General features: G+C 56.0%; 18 protein-coding genes. 1 reads left to right on the forward strand and 17 read right to left on the reverse strand.

The genetic code is table 11. The annotated features are described in order from the left end of the window. Positions 1-170: 170 nt before the first annotated feature. The 17 genes from pilL2 to DM374_RS26600 form a co-directional block, all read right to left on the reverse strand. Positions 171-677 (reverse strand): PFGI-1 class ICE element type IV pilus protein PilL2, encoded by a 507-nt coding sequence (pilL2, locus tag DM374_RS34530; RefSeq protein ID WP_110972547.1) that lies wholly within the window; start codon positions 675-677, stop codon positions 171-173. 94 nt (positions 678-771) lie between these two features. Continuing rightward, the gene (locus tag DM374_RS33280) at positions 772-2,004 is read right to left on the reverse strand and encodes a hypothetical protein (protein ID WP_157969751.1); all 1,233 of its coding nucleotides are present in this window, start codon (positions 2,002-2,004) and stop codon (positions 772-774) included. 169 nt (positions 2,005-2,173) lie between these two features. Next, entirely contained in the window at positions 2,174-2,479 is a 306-nt protein-coding gene (locus tag DM374_RS26530; protein WP_110972548.1) for a hypothetical protein, read from the reverse strand. Between the two features lie 112 nt (positions 2,480-2,591). Next, positions 2,592-3,065 carry an STY4534 family ICE replication protein gene (locus DM374_RS26535; protein ID WP_110972549.1) on the reverse strand — a complete coding sequence of 158 codons (474 nt, stop codon included), beginning with the start codon at positions 3,063-3,065 and terminating at the stop codon, positions 2,592-2,594. Between the two features lie 257 nt (positions 3,066-3,322). Then, positions 3,323-4,405 carry a DNA cytosine methyltransferase gene (locus tag DM374_RS26540; RefSeq protein WP_110972550.1) on the reverse strand — a complete coding sequence of 361 codons (1,083 nt, stop codon included), beginning with the start codon at positions 4,403-4,405 and terminating at the stop codon, positions 3,323-3,325. A gap of 534 nt (positions 4,406-4,939) precedes the next feature. After that, positions 4,940-5,224, reverse strand: coding sequence for a HigA family addiction module antitoxin (locus tag DM374_RS26545; RefSeq protein ID WP_110972551.1), 285 nt, complete (start codon positions 5,222-5,224; stop codon positions 4,940-4,942). Between the two features lie 10 nt (positions 5,225-5,234). Then, complete coding sequence (locus tag DM374_RS26550) at positions 5,235-5,513, reverse strand: type II toxin-antitoxin system RelE/ParE family toxin (protein ID WP_110972552.1); 279 nt, start codon at positions 5,511-5,513, stop codon at positions 5,235-5,237. Positions 5,514-5,924: 411 nt separating this feature from the next. Next, a complete protein-coding gene (locus DM374_RS26555; RefSeq protein ID WP_110972553.1) occupies positions 5,925-6,317 on the reverse strand; it encodes a single-stranded DNA-binding protein in 393 nt (130 codons plus the stop codon). Continuing rightward, on the reverse strand, positions 6,314-6,832 hold the full coding sequence (locus DM374_RS26560; RefSeq protein WP_110972554.1) for a DUF3158 family protein: 519 nt from the start codon (positions 6,830-6,832) through the stop codon (positions 6,314-6,316). Before DM374_RS26560 ends, DM374_RS26555 begins: the two co-directional genes overlap by 4 nt. Further along, a complete protein-coding gene (locus DM374_RS26565) occupies positions 6,829-7,614 on the reverse strand; it encodes a PFL_4669 family integrating conjugative element protein (protein ID WP_110972555.1) in 786 nt (261 codons plus the stop codon). Before DM374_RS26565 ends, DM374_RS26560 begins: the two co-directional genes overlap by 4 nt. A gap of 170 nt (positions 7,615-7,784) precedes the next feature. After that, positions 7,785-8,960, reverse strand: coding sequence for an STY4528 family pathogenicity island replication protein (locus tag DM374_RS26570; RefSeq protein ID WP_157969752.1), 1,176 nt, complete (start codon positions 8,958-8,960; stop codon positions 7,785-7,787). After that, on the reverse strand, positions 8,957-9,523 hold the full coding sequence (locus DM374_RS26575) for a DUF2857 domain-containing protein (protein WP_110972557.1): 567 nt from the start codon (positions 9,521-9,523) through the stop codon (positions 8,957-8,959). Before DM374_RS26575 ends, DM374_RS26570 begins: the two co-directional genes overlap by 4 nt. 15 nt (positions 9,524-9,538) lie before the next feature. Next, positions 9,539-11,002, reverse strand: a complete 1,464-nt coding sequence (locus DM374_RS26580; RefSeq protein WP_110972558.1) for a ParB family protein — start codon at positions 11,000-11,002, stop codon at positions 9,539-9,541. Then, positions 10,983-11,849: a ParA family protein gene (locus DM374_RS34105; RefSeq protein WP_110972559.1), complete on the reverse strand. Its 867-nt coding sequence runs from the start codon at positions 11,847-11,849 to the stop codon at positions 10,983-10,985. Before DM374_RS34105 ends, DM374_RS26580 begins: the two co-directional genes overlap by 20 nt. Before the next feature lie 10 nt (positions 11,850-11,859). Beyond that, on the reverse strand, positions 11,860-12,078 hold the full coding sequence (locus DM374_RS26590; RefSeq protein WP_110972560.1) for an AlpA family phage regulatory protein: 219 nt from the start codon (positions 12,076-12,078) through the stop codon (positions 11,860-11,862). Positions 12,079-12,384: 306 nt separating this feature from the next. Beyond that, positions 12,385-13,314, reverse strand: a complete 930-nt coding sequence (locus tag DM374_RS26595; protein ID WP_110972561.1) for a LysR family transcriptional regulator — start codon at positions 13,312-13,314, stop codon at positions 12,385-12,387. A 636-nt stretch (positions 13,315-13,950) separates the two neighbouring features. Beyond that, a complete protein-coding gene (locus DM374_RS26600; RefSeq protein WP_110972562.1) occupies positions 13,951-15,813 on the reverse strand; it encodes a hypothetical protein in 1,863 nt (620 codons plus the stop codon). Between the two features lie 308 nt (positions 15,814-16,121). Between DM374_RS26600 and DM374_RS26605 the strand changes: the two genes are divergently transcribed. After that, complete coding sequence (locus DM374_RS26605; protein WP_110972563.1) at positions 16,122-16,748, forward strand: hypothetical protein; 627 nt, start codon at positions 16,122-16,124, stop codon at positions 16,746-16,748. Positions 16,749-17,203 lie beyond the last annotated feature (455 nt).

A 17,203-nucleotide genomic window follows, 5' to 3' on the forward strand; every position in this document is an offset into this window, starting at 1 on the left:
TTGCAGGTCTTGAGCCTGCCCCAGAGGCGATCGAGCCAGTAGTTCGACTTGTAGCTGCCCGAGACGATGGTACTGATGAACAGACATGCCTAGAGCTAAGGCGAGGCTGATCCCGGCGACAACTCGCAACACAACGACGCCGGGCTTTTGGAGCGTCTTCGGAGCCTGTATCACGGCTGCTCTCCCGTTACCGGGCGATTCATTAACGGGTCCCGCTTACTGAAGCAGATGCGCCTTTGACTTTGATCCACTTCCAGCGACCAGGCTGGGCCGGATAGTGTTTCCAGAGCATCGCGTAATGCCATTGGTCCCAGTTTTAGGTGTACGGCGGGAACTGGGAGGTCGAGTAGCTGGTTTAGTTCGATGCTTGTGTTGCAGAGCTGAAAGCCGGACTTTAGAAGAAGATATTTGAGTGCTGAGCCAACGCTTTCAACCGGAGGGGTAGGAATATCCAACTCTATGATCTGTAGGAGCAGATTGGTTTGGTCGGCTGTTGGGCCCGGTCGAGCGCGCCTATATCGTCCTTGCAGAACAACAGCTTCTGATGGCTGTGCGCATTGCTGACCCGTGGCTGTGGTCTCCTCCTCATGCGAAGAAACGAAGGTCGCACAGCCGCTGATGAGTGTTATGAGAAAAACCCCTGTGAGGTAGGCGCATGAGCAGGGTAGATGGTTCATGGCGGTGCTCCGAACAATGTCGCTGGTCACCGTCTCAAAACAGTAGCTTGGATTCAGCAAACATTCCGAGAGGACTCATGTCCGAAATGCTTGCTCAGATTGAGGGCCCGGCCACAACGGTTTCAACACGTACAGGCCAGAAGCTCGAGATACGGATTTCGCCGGCGCATTGATTGTCCTCGAAGCTCTCGGTCAGTCTCGCTATCAAATAATTTGCGTGATAGCGCTCGAGTGGAAGCGAAAAAAATACAGCGTGATCAGTCAAACCAAGCACTCTTAGAACTGGTGCGACCAGAGACTCAGACACGGGGTAGTAATCGTGTTTCCAGCATTCGGTGTTTGAAATTCGATGTTCGCCTCTCCGAAGTAGTGCGTTGGGTATCATGTTGCCAGCGTGTTTTTTGCACGTGGCCTTACCATTTTTGAATGCACTGCTAGCGGACTTGGCAGCTTCCCAGATGGCGGCAAATATTTCACGCGGGGGTAACTTGTTTATCAAGGTTTTGAGGGCTGCGCGAGTGTATCGCTCAGTTGTTATATTGAGCCCTTCTCTTGAGAGCTGTTCTTGTAAGTATGAATACAGGTCGTCTTCCAATAGCTCGTGAATTAGGCTGATTATTTCAAGCTCGTTTGCTATTGTGAGATTTGAGTGGATGTCACACTGTATGGTCTCTATTAGCTCTGCGTCGGCTAGTTGGCAAACAGGTGTCGGAACTAATGCTGCATTGGTTCGCCATACGGCTTCTTCGGGATAGTATGCGATCAAATCGTTCAGGCTGCTCGACCACTTGGGCATATCAGCAAGCTTGATTATTCCCTTTATTCTAAGTTTGTTTAGATGTTTTGTCTTTGCTGAACATTCGACGTGTGAACGAAACCGCTTGCGTTTGGTGTTTTTGTTGTTGGGGTGTGAGAGTAGGGTTAATGTCAAAAGCTTGTCTTGAAAGTCAAGTTCACTATATTGTAGTGACTGACTTCCCCATTTGCCGTTCAGTCGGTTGATGGTTAACTGCCAGCAGTAAGCACATTGGCAGCCACGCTCCATGGTATGTTCACATGGCTTGCAGAACGGGGCTGATTGCCCAGTCGTCTTGGTTGCCCACTTCAATTGTAAAGGTGCTGAACAATTTGGGCAGGAAGTGTTCAGTAACGTGCGAAGAGGGAGTAGGGGATTTAGCTGTTTGGAGTTTGTGGAGATTTTATATTCAATGAGTAGAGGGGCGAGTTTCTCGCCATTGATAAAGCGAGAATGAAGCTCTTCGATTTGTGCAATGCTTAGGTGCGCAATTGAAGGGTGAAACGTGGCGTAAAAAATATTAGTTAGCATTTTCTATTTTTTATATGAGGCAGAGATCGGCAGTGTAGTCACTCTGGCTAATCGGTTCTTCATATTTTGTGTCGATTTATTTCTATTTGTTTGGTCTCGTACTAGCAGTGCAAAAAAACCGTATTTCTGAAAAAAAAAACGGCCCCGAGAGGCCGTTTGAGTTGCAGCGTTAATAGTCTTCGGGAAGCAGGATCGTGGTGACGCTGCGATCAGCTTCAGTGATAACCCAAATCTTCAGGTCAGGAGCAATCTGATACGACGACAGGATGCGATTGCCTAGTTCAACGGCCGAGGTATTGGCGTGCCTGTCTTCTTCGCAAAGATCGCCCCAATCACCGCTGACGTGGCGGCAGACATAGAGGAGTGGGTCAACACGACCCTCTCGAATCAGGGTGTCCACACTGGCAGTGCAGATCAGTGCCCCGATGGGGAACAGAGGAAGGTGTTGGGCGGATGAGTGGATGGCTGGATGCATGAGAAGATCCTGTGCAACCGGTGCCTGACACCCTACGGGGCAGGCGTCCCGGAGAGGTGAGAAAAGTCGAGCGCATCACTACTGGATCGCCAGGCTCTGGTGAGGATGTCGATCAGTACGAGTCGGCGGCTATTGGCTCCGCGACTGGAGCACTGTTTTCCACAGAGATTTGTCCTGGTTCATCGGTAGACTTCGGTTCGGCCTTGTACACCTGAACGTTGTCGACCTTGACCCAACTGATGAACAACAGGCGCGCTTTCAGGCTCACGCCGTACTGTCCCGCGCGGTCGCCGGTTCGGTACATGAAGGACTCCGCATAGAGATCACCAAGCCTGAAACCGATCAGCACTTTGCGCTGCTCCTCAACCGCCTTCTTGCACCGGCGCACCAGGTCCTGTGCTTCTGTGCCAGAAACCGTGACATCGAAGCGGCAGTATTGAACATTTGTACTGAGGCCTTTGAGCGCTACAACGTCGCAGGCGAGAAAAGGTTTGCCTTGTTTCGGCGTAACCTCACGCACGCGATTCAGATAACCAAGCCCGGTTATGTGCAGATCGAAATATGAAGTTTCGTTCGATGAACTCATGACGTGTCTCCATTATGAAAACGCGCAGGAGACGACCCGTACGGGGGCTCTCCCGCTTGGGTTATCGGATCGGTTGATCCGTAGTGAGGTGGGTACATCCGTCATCCTGGGATGACTGTTCGCCGAGGGATGCGTAGCGCGAACGGGTCAGTCAACGCGGAACCCGCGTCGTAGCCTTGAAGACCTTGGCTACCTGGGCATGACGCGATGAGTCATCGCAGTTCATGGTTCAACATTGTGGTGTTTCAATCAGAGCGTCAGCGAGAAAGACCATGGCGCTCGACTCCGCTTTCTCTCAACACCCACAGCAGCCGCTGCCCAACCCAGGCGATACAGGGCACGGCCATGCTGTTTCCCAATACCCGGTAGCGGGGTGCATCCGGACATGCCAGCGCTGGTTTGTTGCGCCAGGGAATTCGGGTATAGCCGCGTTCGAACCCTTGAATGGCTTCGCACTCGACAGGCATCAGGCGGCGCACTGCAGCTGCGTGCACAAGGATCGGGGCTTCATGGTTGCACGTGAGTGTGGGGGACCCATCCACCAGAACCTCTGCATTACCTTGGCCATGCGCAAGGCAATACGGCGTCAGGACTGGCTGCAGGCAAGTGAGATCACCGCCTGCATTGCGTGTAGTAAGGGTGCCGGCAACCGTCTTTTGTTGCGGGCTGACCGCCGCAAGATCCCGGCACAGGCTCGTACGCTCAAAAAGTACTTCAGTGGGATCGAACCCTTCTCGAGCACTTGCGATAAGGATGACTCGACGACGGCGTTGGGGCACTCCGAAATATTGAGCATCCAATACCCTCCACGCGATAGTTCTCTGGGGACCCAGCACCACACCTGCGTCCGACCAACTCTTGCAGGGTGGGCGTAACACATGGCATTCGCCAGCCAGTGCCGAGAGCAGGCATCCAAAGGCGTTGGTTCGATCGGAAAGCACGCCGGGGACATTCTCCCAGACGATGATCGACGCGGGTTTCTCCTCTTGTTTGCGGATGGTATCGAAGGCATTGGCAAGCTCCACGTAGCTGAGGGTCAGTGCGCCGCGCGGGTCATTCAGTCCTTGGCGCAGGCCGGAGATGCTGAAGGATTGGCAGGGTGTCCCGCCAACCAGAACCTCTGCTGTGGGAATTGCTCCCTTAAGCACCAGAGAGGCGAGGTGGGTCATATCTCCTTGGTTCGGTACGTGCGGGTAGTGGTGGGCGAGGACGGCACATGCGAAGGGGTCGATCTCGGCGAACCAGACGGGTTTCATACCCAATGGATGCCAGGCCGCGGTGACGGCCTCGATCCCACTGCAGATGCTTGCATAGGTGACGCGATGGGGGTGTCTGTTCATAACGCTGGACCTTGATCGTTAGGGGGGCTAGGCGAGATCAAGGTGCCGATGGCAGGTGCCATCGGCTGGAGCAGTGAAACCACGGCGGATTGCGTCAGGCCCGGTTGTCGTCTTCACCGATCCCCGATGAGTATTTCCGCCCGACCCGTGTCGTGGCTGGGGCCGGAAGCTTTTGGCACACATTCGCGCACAAACGGCGCCCTTTGTTGGCCGGCGGGCACCGGCATCGAGTACGGCTTACCCGGAAGGGTCTCCTCAACTCACGCAGGCATGAGTTCAGGGGACTCTTCCTTGAAACCTGAATCACAGAAATCAGTCTCCATTCGACAGGTATGAATTGGCGCAGGGACGCGGGCTGAACTCTGGCGCAACCGCTCAGGGGGCATGCTTCACCTGTGCTGTAATGGCGAAAAGAAGAGAGGGAAGAAAGAGCTCCGCTTTGTGCCGCGCGCGGCGCTCGGTGAACATCAGCGGATGAAAGCAGCCCCTGAATGACAGGGGCTGTGCGGGGAGGCTAAAGGCTTTGGACGAACGTCAAGCGTGCTGCAGACGCGTGATGGGAGGATGGCTTCGTTGCTCAGCTTGCCAGAGGTCATAAGCGGCTTGCATGGCCAGCCACATACGGGCGGTGCTGATACCGGCAAGCTCCAGGCGGTGAGCCAAGTCGGCGGATACAGCGGCGCGACCATTCAGTACCGTCGATAACTGGCCGCGGGAATAGCCCAGATGATGTGCCAGGTCGGTAATGCTCATGTTGAGCGCCGGGAGCACGTCACAACGAAGCGACTCGCCCGGGTGGGGAGGGTTATGCAGGGGCATTGAAAGCCTCCTAATGATAATCAAGGTAATCGACCAGCTCGACGTGGCCTGCGCAAAAGCGAAAGACCAGCCGCCAGTTGCCAGACACATTGACCGCCCAGTAGCCGGCATATTTGCCCTGCAGAGGGTGAAGTCGATTGCCTGGCTGGTCCATATCACCTGGACTCTGGGCCTGTTCCAGAAACGCCAGAAGGCGAATCAGTCGAACTGCATGATCCTGACGTACCCCGGATGTATCGCCCCGAAGGTACAGCGCTCTCAGGCCTTTGTGCCTGAAGCCTGTGATCATTGGAATTCAGTGTAAGGCCACACCTTACACCGATCAAGGGCAGAAATATTCGTGGACATTACGAGCTCCTGAGGGAGAGGGAAGTGGCATCGTCGCTACGGGATAGCGAGTGCCCGCGAAGAGATGCGGTGCGGACGGGGTGGCCATGACGCTAGAGCGAAACGCAGCTTTGAAGACCGGGGCTGCCTGGGTGGGGACTGACCAACGTCAGTAGCACCTGGCCCGAGAATGAAGGGGAGGAGAGAAGGTGTCGTGGATGTATGCGTACTGCCTGGCGCCCCTATACCGGTAGCATCGCCATGTGCCGCGCCAGCGGGCCTCAGTGAGCCTCGGCGGACATTGAATGGTGGTGCGACCTGGGGGCGCTCGATTTCGGGCGGTGGGTGGCCACCGCCCTGATGCTGGATATGTTCAGCCTTCGCTGGAACTGTCCGTAGCAGGTTTGGCGGCGATTGTAATTCCGTCGAGCCGATAGGGAAGGATGCCCACACGACGTGCTTCGATCTTGAAGGTCACTCTGACGTTCTCTTCGTCATCCTGCCATTCGTCACGCACGGTTCGTCCCTCGACAAGTACACGCATGCCTTTCTGGTACAGGGTGCTCCAGCGCTCTGCATCCTTGTGCCAGATTTCGACGGGCGCCCAGTAGCCCCCACGGTCCTCATAACCATCCTTCACCGGGACAGGGTTGTCGAAGTAGACGTTGAGACGCAGCAGGTGCCGAGGCTCACCGTTACCTTGCCCGAAGCTACGGTGCTCCGGCACTGAGCCAATATTCCCTTCACCGAAAAAATGAGTGCTCATTGGTGTTTTCCCTTCGTTGGAATGGAGTCGTGGGTGAGCCGCCGGACGAGCACGGCCTCCGCGTGACCAGCTTTGTTGGCGCATTCCTCAGCTTGCTTTGCCATGGTGTGAGCCAAGCTGATGAGCATGTTGAGGTGGATGCGATGCAGTTCCAGGTCGTAGAGATCGACCAGCAGTTCCTGGGGCGTCGATGGGCTGGCGATCAACTGTTCCCACAGACCCACGCCCATCGCGCTGCGATCGAGATTGCGCCAGCGCAGAAACACGGTCCCCGCTTCAGTCGCCTGCTGGGCCAGTTGAACGGGTAGGAGACTGAATGGTGCGGAACGGGCCTGCGCCAGTACTCGTCTTGCTGAAAGACGAATCAGGTCGTCCCGTAACTGTCGACATTGACTGGCCCAGCCTTCCAGACCTCTTTTACCTTTAAAAGGTTGTAAAAGGCCTTTTAGGGAGGCTGTCTGTGCCAGAACATCAAAGTCTTCCTGGGTAAGCGGTATGAATGACAAGACCTTCATTGAGGATCCTCCTCACCTAGCACCGCCTCTTTGCTTTCGTCACCCAAAGATGAGTTCGGTGTTTTGTCGGCAACCTCACCAGCCATTTCAGGGACAACTGTGCGCTCAGAGCCGTTACGCCGAACGATAGGCGGAGCAAACCGCGATCGCCGCGTTCCCTCCAGGACGTCGTGCGCCAGCTCTCCGAACTTCTCTCGCGCCGATCGCGCCGCTGCATTATTGGCAGCGAAATCATCGCGCTGGGTGCCAGAAAATTTGTATTGCTGGGCCAGGCTGAAGAGGCTGCGGAGCGCATGAGCCCCTTCATCCAGCCATCGTTCAAGGGTGTGCCTGTCGATGAGGGCGGTGTGATGGGCCAGGATCAGTCGTCGGGCGAGGTCGTCGAAGTCAGCCAGAAGATAAACTGCGGCGAAGCCCAGTTGAGCGTTGATAAAAAGCGGCAGGGAGACAGGTTGAACATTCAGGTTCTCGCCAAGGCTCAATGCCCTGGGAATGTCTGCAAGCACGAGATCGACTTGCTCGCGCAGTTGCTGCAGTCGGGCTTTCGTGTCTTCCAGTTTGGCTTCTATACGAAGCATCCAGTTGTCAGAGTAGGGATCGTCCTGCTCTGCGCCGCGCTTCATCTTGTTCATGATCGCGAGAAACCCGTTCAAGCCGATGATGGCGGCGCGACCGTCACCCGATGCTCGCCCATGCCAGATACGTGAGGCATGGTGGGTGTGAAGGGTTAGCTGCATGCTGCTGCGCAATGCGCCCAGGTTCAGTTGCAGGTCATTGCTCATGGTGGGTGCTCTTGTGGAAGAGATGAGCACACAGGGTCGAGTTACCGATACCCGTTGTCAGTGATCAAACCGAACGGTGTCGGGGCCTGATTCTGATGGCTCTCGGTAATGCTCGGGTATGGCGCAAGCGGGTGATCGGAAACCTATCCCCAGGGGATAGATCAGCCCGCTCAGCCAGAAGGCAGGGCAGGGGTCGGTTGAGTGCCGATGTTGAGCATCGCGCGAAGCTGGGCCAGGTAAGCGCGAGCGAGCGTTGGTTGCTGGCGCTTTGTGTCATGCCTTTGGCGTGGTGGGGCCAAGACTGTGAGGGTGGAGGCTGCGGGCGATTGCTGCCTGGCGGCCCAAGGTTTGAACTCGCCGCGCAACGCCTTCTGCAGGAGGCCATATAAATATCCCGCCGGGCTACGAACCTGCTGCTTTTGGCATCTGACCGACCATTCGTCCAGCACGGCTTGTCGCAGGTTGCCCGGCACCTTGGACATCGTGGTCTTGATCTGCGATTGCTGATCGACCTTCAACTGGATGAACAACGCCGGATACCGTAGTGGTTGTGCCAGCTCGGGCTGTTCGAGCGGTTCCGTACTTAGCTTTTTCTTGTCTTTTAAAGTACTACGGTTCGACTTCGGATTCAGATCGTGCGGGGTGGAAGCCTTGGCCCTGAGGGTGTTTGGTGTGTACCGCGGTCGAGCGTCCTGTGGATAGGAGTCCGGCGCAGTGACTTCGGAATTAGCAACATGCACCACAGTGGGCGTGTGCTGGTCGATTACGTCGTGAGCTTGACCAGTCAATCGCCTTAGCTCTTCCGGCAGATCGATGATGTTGAATAGAGGGTCCAGCAAGATGTCCTGAACAACTTGGCGAGCCACTCGTTGTACCGCCTTGCTCGCGTGCTTTAGAGAATGACAGACCAGCGTCAGGTAGGAGGGGTCCAGCTTCGTGGCTTCATAAGGTGTGAGTGGATAATCGTGGAGCACGTAGAGGTTGGTGAGCATGCGGCCTGTCTTCTTGTCTCGACGTTTCTGAAACAATGTCATCCATCGGCTGAGCCGTAGTAGGGTGAGGGCTCGCGCGATGGTTTCATGTGACGCTTTCGCGCCGCAGGGCATGGTTGTCATGTAGGGCTGCAACTGCTCGTAGGTGGGCAGCGGTGATATGCCTTCGCTTGCCAGCGTCATGCGAAAGAGCTGCCATGCATTGCGTTCCAACGGTGTCAGTCGATTATCGGTGAACAGCTGTCGAGGCACTGGTCCGTGAGTGTCACCGCTGTACAGCAGTCCCTCGTTGAGTAGCGGACGGGTGTGAGGTGGCGCGAAAAGGTCACAGGTAGCAGAGGCTTGTTCAGTCATGATTTCACCAGCCCTTCGTCAATCCAGCTGCGAACGGTCGCCCAGATCACCGACGCCGGGTGCCCGAGGATCTCGGCCAGGTCCAGAGTGAGGGCGAGCAGAGCCAAGTCATCGTTGATTGCAATGCGGCGCGCATCGAACTCCGGCTTCCAGGCTTCCCAGAGCTCGGTGTCTTGGGCTTCGCTCAGCACAGGGTGTCGACCTTTGCGCTTGGGCAGGCCCAGGATGTCTCGTCGTAGCGCAATTTCCTGATGGGTGAGGCCATAGAAGCCTGCCACCATTTCTGTGCTCGCCCCCAAGCGAAGCATGCGGTCGACATTGGCGATCTCCTGCTCAACATTATCCAGTTGTCGAAGCAGGCGACGAAGCACCTCATGGTTCACTGTTACGGTGCACCAGGACACCGATGCGTTGAGCAGTACGCTGACTTGAGAGGGCTCCTTCAGCGCAGCCAGATCATCATCGTCGAAGCCCATGGCTTTGCATCGTCGCAGCTGGCCATTGCGCATGTCGTGCAACGCTTGTGCGATCACGGCTTGATTCAAGGGATGCGGTGAAGACATCTGAACCTCCTGGCATCAGTACATCGAATCGTTGCCCAACTCCTTCAGACGGCGTGCAAGTCGGATCAGTTGGAACAGTTTGAGCAGATCTGGATCACTCAGGCGTTGAGTACCGCTAGACGGATCAGGCTCTCCCAGGAGCAGTTGCACCAGCGGTGTTGGCGTGGTCGAGTTCAATGAGGAAATGAACGCAAGCAGAGGGCTTTGAGAGGCGCCAGCGCTGCACTGCACGCCGATGCCGCGGTCTGTTATCGCCATGTGCTCGCGCTGTTCACCTGCCAATTCAAAAGCCATTTGGCCGGTCAGCTCGCGCAGCCGTGCTGGTTGGTCGACACCTGGAGGTAATGGCCATATCGACTCGAATACATCGGGTGAAGACCCTTCAGCTCCCGTGTGGCTGGAGACCAACTGTTCAATGGAGTCGTGGCGGGGTGGGGGCGGGGTATTCGCGGTGGATAGGTCAGTGGTTCCGCACACGCTGGGCAGGGCTGGTGCCGGAAGCGCAGTGCCTTGTGGAAGCTGACCACCCGCAAGTACGGAGGGTGCTGGCTCGGGAGGCTCGGGGTGTTGGTGCAACGCTGTCTGCCGAGCTTCGTTGGTCTTCAGGTCGAAATTGAGGATGTCGTAATCGATCCCCAGTGAGTCAGCCATCCGCCCGACGAGTTCGTCTTGAAGTCGCTGCTGCAAAAAGCCCGAGAGGTCACCGTCGAACTGCGCCAGCACTTCCTGAAATAGCTCCGTGAAGTCAACATTGGCCGCTCTGCCCTTGGCATGTTCATCCCAGATACGGTGTCCGGCATTACGCAGTACCGCAAGTTTCTCGACTTGATGTCGACCAAGCCCCGAGAATAAAAGTTTGGGTATGCACGGCAGCAGGTACTGAACCGCTTCGCGCATTCGGCTTACGTGAGATTGCGGGGTAGGGTAGCCATCCGCCGTCAGGCGCCTTGCGAGTTCGGACTGGGAAAGGGCTTTGCCACACTCACTTTCATAAAGCGCACTGGCATCTTCGACGCCCAAGGCGCGCTCAATGAAGGTCAGGTGGCCGCGCATGTCGTTTTCCGCCAGGTGCCCTGTTAACACCACGATGTCGCCGCGTGCTGGCCATGGCCGGAGCAAGCAGGATATGCGGAAGAAACGCTCCTCCTTCGTTTCGGTCCATAGCTCTCGCAAGATGCTCAGCCGTGTTGTCCCGCCGCTATAAATCCTGAAGCCAGACTCGCCTGGACGCTGCGTTATCCCAGGGGGGGCATCCAGACCGCGTTCGCGGATAGAGGCCTTAATTTCCTCATACTTGGGGTTGCGGATCTTTCTTGGGTTCCGGTCGTATGGCAGCAGTTGATCCAACGTCACGCTTACGGGCCTGTCCGCTAAAGGACTCTTCAGCTCAACATCATTCTGACCGGAGTGCTGGAACACTTCTGCTTTGAGCAAGGCTGTTAGCGAAGCGTCTGTCTCATCACTGCTGGAGATCGCCATGCCCGCCATCCTTTTTGCCTGTGTCTGTAACGGCTTCGAACCGTTGCCGCCAATGCGGGAACAGCTCGATACAGAGGTCCCTGAAAGTATCCAGTGCAGCAGGTGCTTTACGCTTCCAGGGTTTCCTGGGTTCTATGTAATGCGCCGGCAGGCGCTCGCTTGCCGAAACGGGGTACGCCTGGACCGCAGGGATGAGTGTGTCGAGTATTTGGATCTCCATTTCCTGTTCGAAAACTTGTCGTAGGGCGTGTTGTACGGCACGGGCGTTGCGCGAGATTGCAGGTACACGATTGAGCAGCAACTGAAGAGTCGGTGGTTCAACACCTAGCGCTCGGAATGGCTGCATATCATGCATTAGTTGCACCGTGCCCCGGCGAAGCTCTCGTGCTGCGAGAATCTCCGGTGTCACGGGCGACACCGCACGATCTGCCGCGAGCACTGCGGACTCAAGTAGGACACTGCGAGCGCCCTGCGTATCGATGATGATGAGGTCGTAATGAGCTTGGAATATCTGCAGTTGCCCTCTGAGTCTCAAGCGGCCATCGGGTGCATGCATCAGCAGCGTGTTGAGCTGGCCTTGAGCATCATTTGATAGAACCAGGTCGAGTCTTGGGATTATGGTTTTCGAAACGAGGCGTTTCATGTCGCACTCGTTGAGTGCGAGCATTTCATAGATGCCGGCGGGAGCCTGGAGGCTGAGCGGAAAATAGCTCGAGAGTGTTGGTTGAGTATCGAGGTCCATGAGCAGAACCCGCAAACCCGCGTCGGCCGCTAGAGCACCCAGATTAACGGCGATGGTGGTTTTTCCAACACCGCCCTTGGTCGAGAGAATCACCAGTACAGTCATGCTCACTCCCTCAGACCCTGTCTTTCAGGCGCTCGCTAACCCAGTGGGCGATTTCGGCTGAATCCCAGCCAATGGCGCGTATGCCGATGCGTAGCGGACGAGGGAATCGATCGAGTTTGATAAGGTTGTAGATGTGCGTACGTTTGAAGCCGACGGTCTTTTCAACCTCAGCAAGGCGCATAATTCGGTGCTCTGGTTCAACAACCTGGATCATGCTTTCTGTGGTCATACGACACTCCTTGGCCCTCACTGGGCGCCACTGTGGGATGTGTCGGGTATTCAACGCTGATGGTTTGGAACCACCATCGACAATGCGCGATACCCGTTGACCCGTTTTCCTGGAAAGCTCACGGGGTTTATCGCATTGCAGTTGAATCGACCTGCTGTGAACAACATTCGAATGAGATTGAGTCCTTTTGTACAGACCGATCTGGTCTCAACCAATGGACAGAACGCAACAGCCCTAAGACGTCGCCCTCGGAACTTCGTTGTTTGCGAAGCGATGGCCTCGAGTGATGCACAGAAGGTCAGACGCTCACTCGATTTTGCATCCTCTTGAGTGAGGCGTAGGTTGATGCTCGGCCGCTACGGCCATTGCGCGTTCTATGAAGCGGCTGATGTGCGGCGGAGAAGTTTGGAGTGATGGGCTTAGCACATAAGTTGTCAGGTAGGTTGGCTGGCCGGCTAAAGGTCGCGTGACAATGTCCCTCGCATCACGTAGCGCCATTTCCTGCTCACAGACCAGGCCTACCCCATAGCCAGCGGTAATCAGCGTTATCATCAGCTCCAAGCTTTCTACGCTCTCCACCACATTAGGTGGGCAGCCTATCGCGTCGATTAGCTCATCGGTTTTATGGCTGATGCTGGTACGGCTACGCGGCAGGAAACGGACCATTGGATAGTCCAATGCCTCTGCCAAGGGTACGTAGGCGTACTCCAGCAAAGGGTGTCTTGGTGGCATGGCAACCACCAGTTGCGTTCTCCACAATGCCTTGGCCTGGATACCTTCTGGCACCGTACTCGTACCGCAGAAACCTATGTCGTAGAGGTCTTGGGTGAGTCCTCTCAACTGATCGACCAAGGGCATTTCAAAAAGCCGGATTTCGATATCAGGTTCTTGTTCTCTACTCAGAGCCAGTATCGAAGCCAAGCGGTTGGGGAAAATTGCGTCTGACAGTGCGACGCGCAGAGTGCTTCGATGCCCAGAAGCAACTGCCTCAACGCTTCTGCGTGCTTGCTCCACCGCGGTAAAAATTCGAGGGACGGTTTCCAGCAACGCTCGCCCTGCTGAGGTCAGTCGCGTACCTCTGACACAACGATCAAACAAGACAGCGCCAAGATCAGATTCAAGATCCTTGATGCTGCGAGATAGGGGTGATTGTTCGATGTGGAGGCGTTCAGCCGCGCGGGCAAAATGTAGCTCTTCAGCTACCGCCAGAAAACGGTGTAGATGGCGTAAATCCATGGCTGTGAAAGGCCGATCCTATGGCAATTGAGGCGGTAAATCATAATTCCCGTTCTGCGATAGTTGTTGGGTGGGCTCCCAAATCAGAGTGGTCCTACAGATGCAGTGAAGACCGATTCCTGAAATATGGGAAAGTGGTGCACCTGCATGAAGGGCCGCTCCAGTTCCAAGCCGTAAAAAAGCTCCTGCAATTGCGTGCCTCCCTGATCGGAGATGTGAGAGGGGCTGTCCAAATGAGCTATCAAGGCGTACGAAAAATCCAGGGTGGCTCAAACCAACACTCCGTGTCGACCCTAGCACTTGGCTCGATTTCAGGCGCGGCTATTGGCGACCAAGGTGATTTGGCCGGATGTCCACCGGTAACCGGTAGGCGCTGCAATTGCGTGTGCGCCTCGCCACAGTCCGAAAATGCTGGCCAGTCCTCCGAGTACTTCGTCATGAGACGGCCTGCACGCAACACTTCCGACGTAAGCAGGACTTCGAAAGCAGAGAATACCTGCCAGCAGCAGCGAGAACGGGCCCCCCCGGCTTTCGCCGCCACGCCAGCTAACGGACCTTCTTGACTGAGCAATCCTTGGCGGTCCCCCAGCGGAGGTATACGAAGACGCTGGTCGTACTGCGGGTGCTGAGCCTTGGTCAGCGGGAGTATATGGTGTTGTCGCGCAACGTCGCCTGCACCTCGCGGAGTGTTTCCTCTTTCTCAGCCTGCTGTTTAGCCAGGGAGCTTTTAGGGCCGGTGAATGTGAGGATTACAGGTGTACTTGCTCCGTCGGTGGCATTGCGGGGCAGGTAGGACACCGTCCACTCGCCGTTCGCGACCGCGAGGACTTGGGTGTCGCCTTCGACCTGGACCAAGGGTGGATAGCCTTGGGCAGCCCGCATTTCGTCCGTACGTGAGGTGATCGCGGCACCCCACTGGGCTGGTAACTTCTGCATGTCGCCGAAAGCGTCTTTCATGTGGCTTATCTGCAGCTCGACTTCATCCGGGTCGCCGTCGAATATCTTCATGTAGTAAAGCTTCCCGGCGTCGCTCGCTTCCTGCCGGAGCGCAACAGCCAGTTGTTCGACTTCGTCCTGGACGAGGATCTGTCCACTAGCTGCAACCGCATCAAGAACTGCACGCTCGTTGCCTCCTGACGCTGCGACGGTCAGTGCCGTGATGGCGGCCACGGTCGCTGCCTTCTTAACCTGCCGCATCTGCTCGGTGGGCAGTTGCTCGGTGATGTTGTTGGTAACGCTGGTGATCAGCGAGGCGCGGATGGCGCTTTCTGCGGATTGCTCGTCGAAGGTCGTGACCATCGCCTTGGCACCGGCTATGGACGCATCTGCGAGGGCTTTCTTGAGTGGCGTGTCTTTGAAGTTCGGCGGCAGATCGATTAGGCCTTGGGCTGCTTGGGCGCTGATCTGTTGGTAGATCGCTCCCCGGATTGCTTCTTCGCTTCCCGCGCCGGAGGCGGAAGCCTGCGCCGCAGCGAATGCGGCTGAGGCGCTGACCTTCTTTGCGACTTCTGTGGTCGTGCCACTGGGCATGTCGGCGATGCCGCTACCGACGGCCGACACCACCCCACTCAGCACGCCCTGTTTAAGGGCGAGCTCGGCGTCGCCAGTGGCCTTGTAGGTCAGCCAAGCCGTGTATGCAGCGCCGCCCGCCGGACCTCCATAGGTCGTGGCGGCGAGTTGTCCCGCGGATGCGATGTATTTGTTTTCCAACGCGGCCTGTGCGGCGTTATTGTCGGTGTTCTGGTACTGCTCAATGTTGAGGCCCCAGATAGCATCGACCACCTTGCCTTCGCGAAGTCTGCGCTCGGCGCTTCCAATTGAGTCGCCGATCCCGCTGATCTGCCGGCGGTTGAACCGTTCGATGGCCTTGGCGACATCCAATGCCTCGGACGCCGTTTGCTCGACAAGTGATACTTGCTGGTTAAGCAGGTCCTGCTGGAGCTTAAGAGTAGCCAGATAGGTCTTGCTGGCTTCGGACAGCACTTCTGTGACGGTGCGCGTGCCGTCCTTCAGGATCTGTGTGACAACCTTGTTCCCGTTCGCAAACACTTGGGTGAAGATCTTTGTGCCATTGGCGGTCTCATCGAAGACGCGAACATAACCATCGCGCAGCGTCTCGGTTATTGTCTTGCTTCCATCGGCCAGCAACTTTGTGACTCGCTTTTCGCCTTCCGGGAACGTTTCCGTGATCAACTTGACACCTAAGTCCAGGTCTTGTGTGACCTGAGTCACCCCGTTCGGAAACATCACAGTAACCAAAGGCGCGGCACCTGGGATCTGTTCGGTCGCTACCTTAACGCCGTTTGTGAACTCCTGCGTGATCCGTTTTTGACCGTTGGTGAGGATTTCGGTCGTAGTATTGACGACATTCTGAAGCGTATCTCCCGTATCTCCGAGTGGTTTACGGAAGAAAGAGTTACTGCCTCCAAACAGATCGCTTTTGGCCGGCAGCGCGCAGGTCAATGCAGCCAGCAAGATCGAAATCTGAATTCGGTTCATGGCTATGCACTTGTCATGTTGAAGAACATTAGTGCTTATAGAGCTTGGCCGGCGGAATTACAATCCGATGAGTATTTATGTGCAGCCACGGGTCGTACAGAGATAGCGGGCCTGCTGCACCTAGGGGCGCGCGGGCGAGCAGGGTGGCGAAGCCGGTCGGTGAGATCGAGGAAATGTTACCGCATCAGTGGGGTCCGGCCTGCCTTGAGCGAGTTTGGCGAACGCTTCGCAGGTTCGAGTGAGAATCTGCTAAGGAATAGACTTTGGACCATGTGGTCTTTATAGAATGGACGCAGGATTTAAGCTAAATGAAAAACCTTTTGGCGTTGGCCAAGCGACTAGGCTCTTTGCGCTTCTGGATCAGCACGTTGCTTCTTGGGGGGCTTGCCTTTTGGTGTGGGCGCAAGCTGGTCGATCTGAAACTGACGGAGAAGTACCAAGCTCTCGACCCTTCGATACAAGAGTTGCTGTCGGTGCCGGAGTGGTGGCTCGAAACGCTTGCCGGCGCGTGCATCCCCATGTTCGTGATTTTCGCGTTTCAGTTTTACACATTGAAGTTGTTCACTGACAGCGACCTCAAGGAAAAGTTAATAGCCATGCTGCCGTTCTTGCCGAAGCTTGGCTGGCTGGCCGGAAAGCCGATCATGTTCATGCTGATGACCGGCACATTTCTCATGGGCATGGCATCCCGTCTTAACGGTCTGGCATTAACCTTATCCGGGGGCGCGGGGCTGCTCATCGTGATGCTGGGGTTCGTAGTCAAGTACAACTACAATTTATTGCTTAGTGGCCGTAACTTTGGCAAGTGCACATCCTCCTTGGCTATTTGGCTTGGCCATCTATGTCTACTCATAGCCATCGGCTGTTGGCTATACGCAGATGCTTGGGCACCCTTCAAACAAGTGCTCTGGCTGGCGAAGAAGCTCGCAGTCTGAATGCGCAGTCGGAGTGTCCCATACCCCGCGCGTCCGCTCAGATCAGGAGCCGGTAAGGTCTTGAAGTGATACAGCACAAAATCATGTAACTGAGTGGAAAGTTTTCTGTGAAAGCCCCAACGAAGCCCTTGGCCCTATTGTCCAGCCTGTAACCAGCTAAACCAAGGGCGACTCATTCTTAAAGGAACCCCAAAACATAGATATAGGCTCTGTACGAAATGTATTCGAGCGAAGGCCAGGCAAGGCGAAAACAGGCGAGGAAACGGAGTTGACTAGTTGTCAATGAGCATCCGAGCCTGTTTTCAACGCAGCATGGGCGAGGTCGGATGTATCTCGTACAAAGCCTGGAGGCGAAGTCCGCCGGTAGCCACGTATTTCAAGTGCACCGAATCGGGTGCCTGATCCCGTGGGGCGCTGAAGCGGATTTGCGTTGGAATAGCTTGGGTAATGTGACG

The organism is Pseudomonas huaxiensis, assembly GCF_003231275.1.
GTDB classification, from domain to species: Bacteria; Pseudomonadota; Gammaproteobacteria; order Pseudomonadales; family Pseudomonadaceae; genus Aquipseudomonas; species Aquipseudomonas huaxiensis.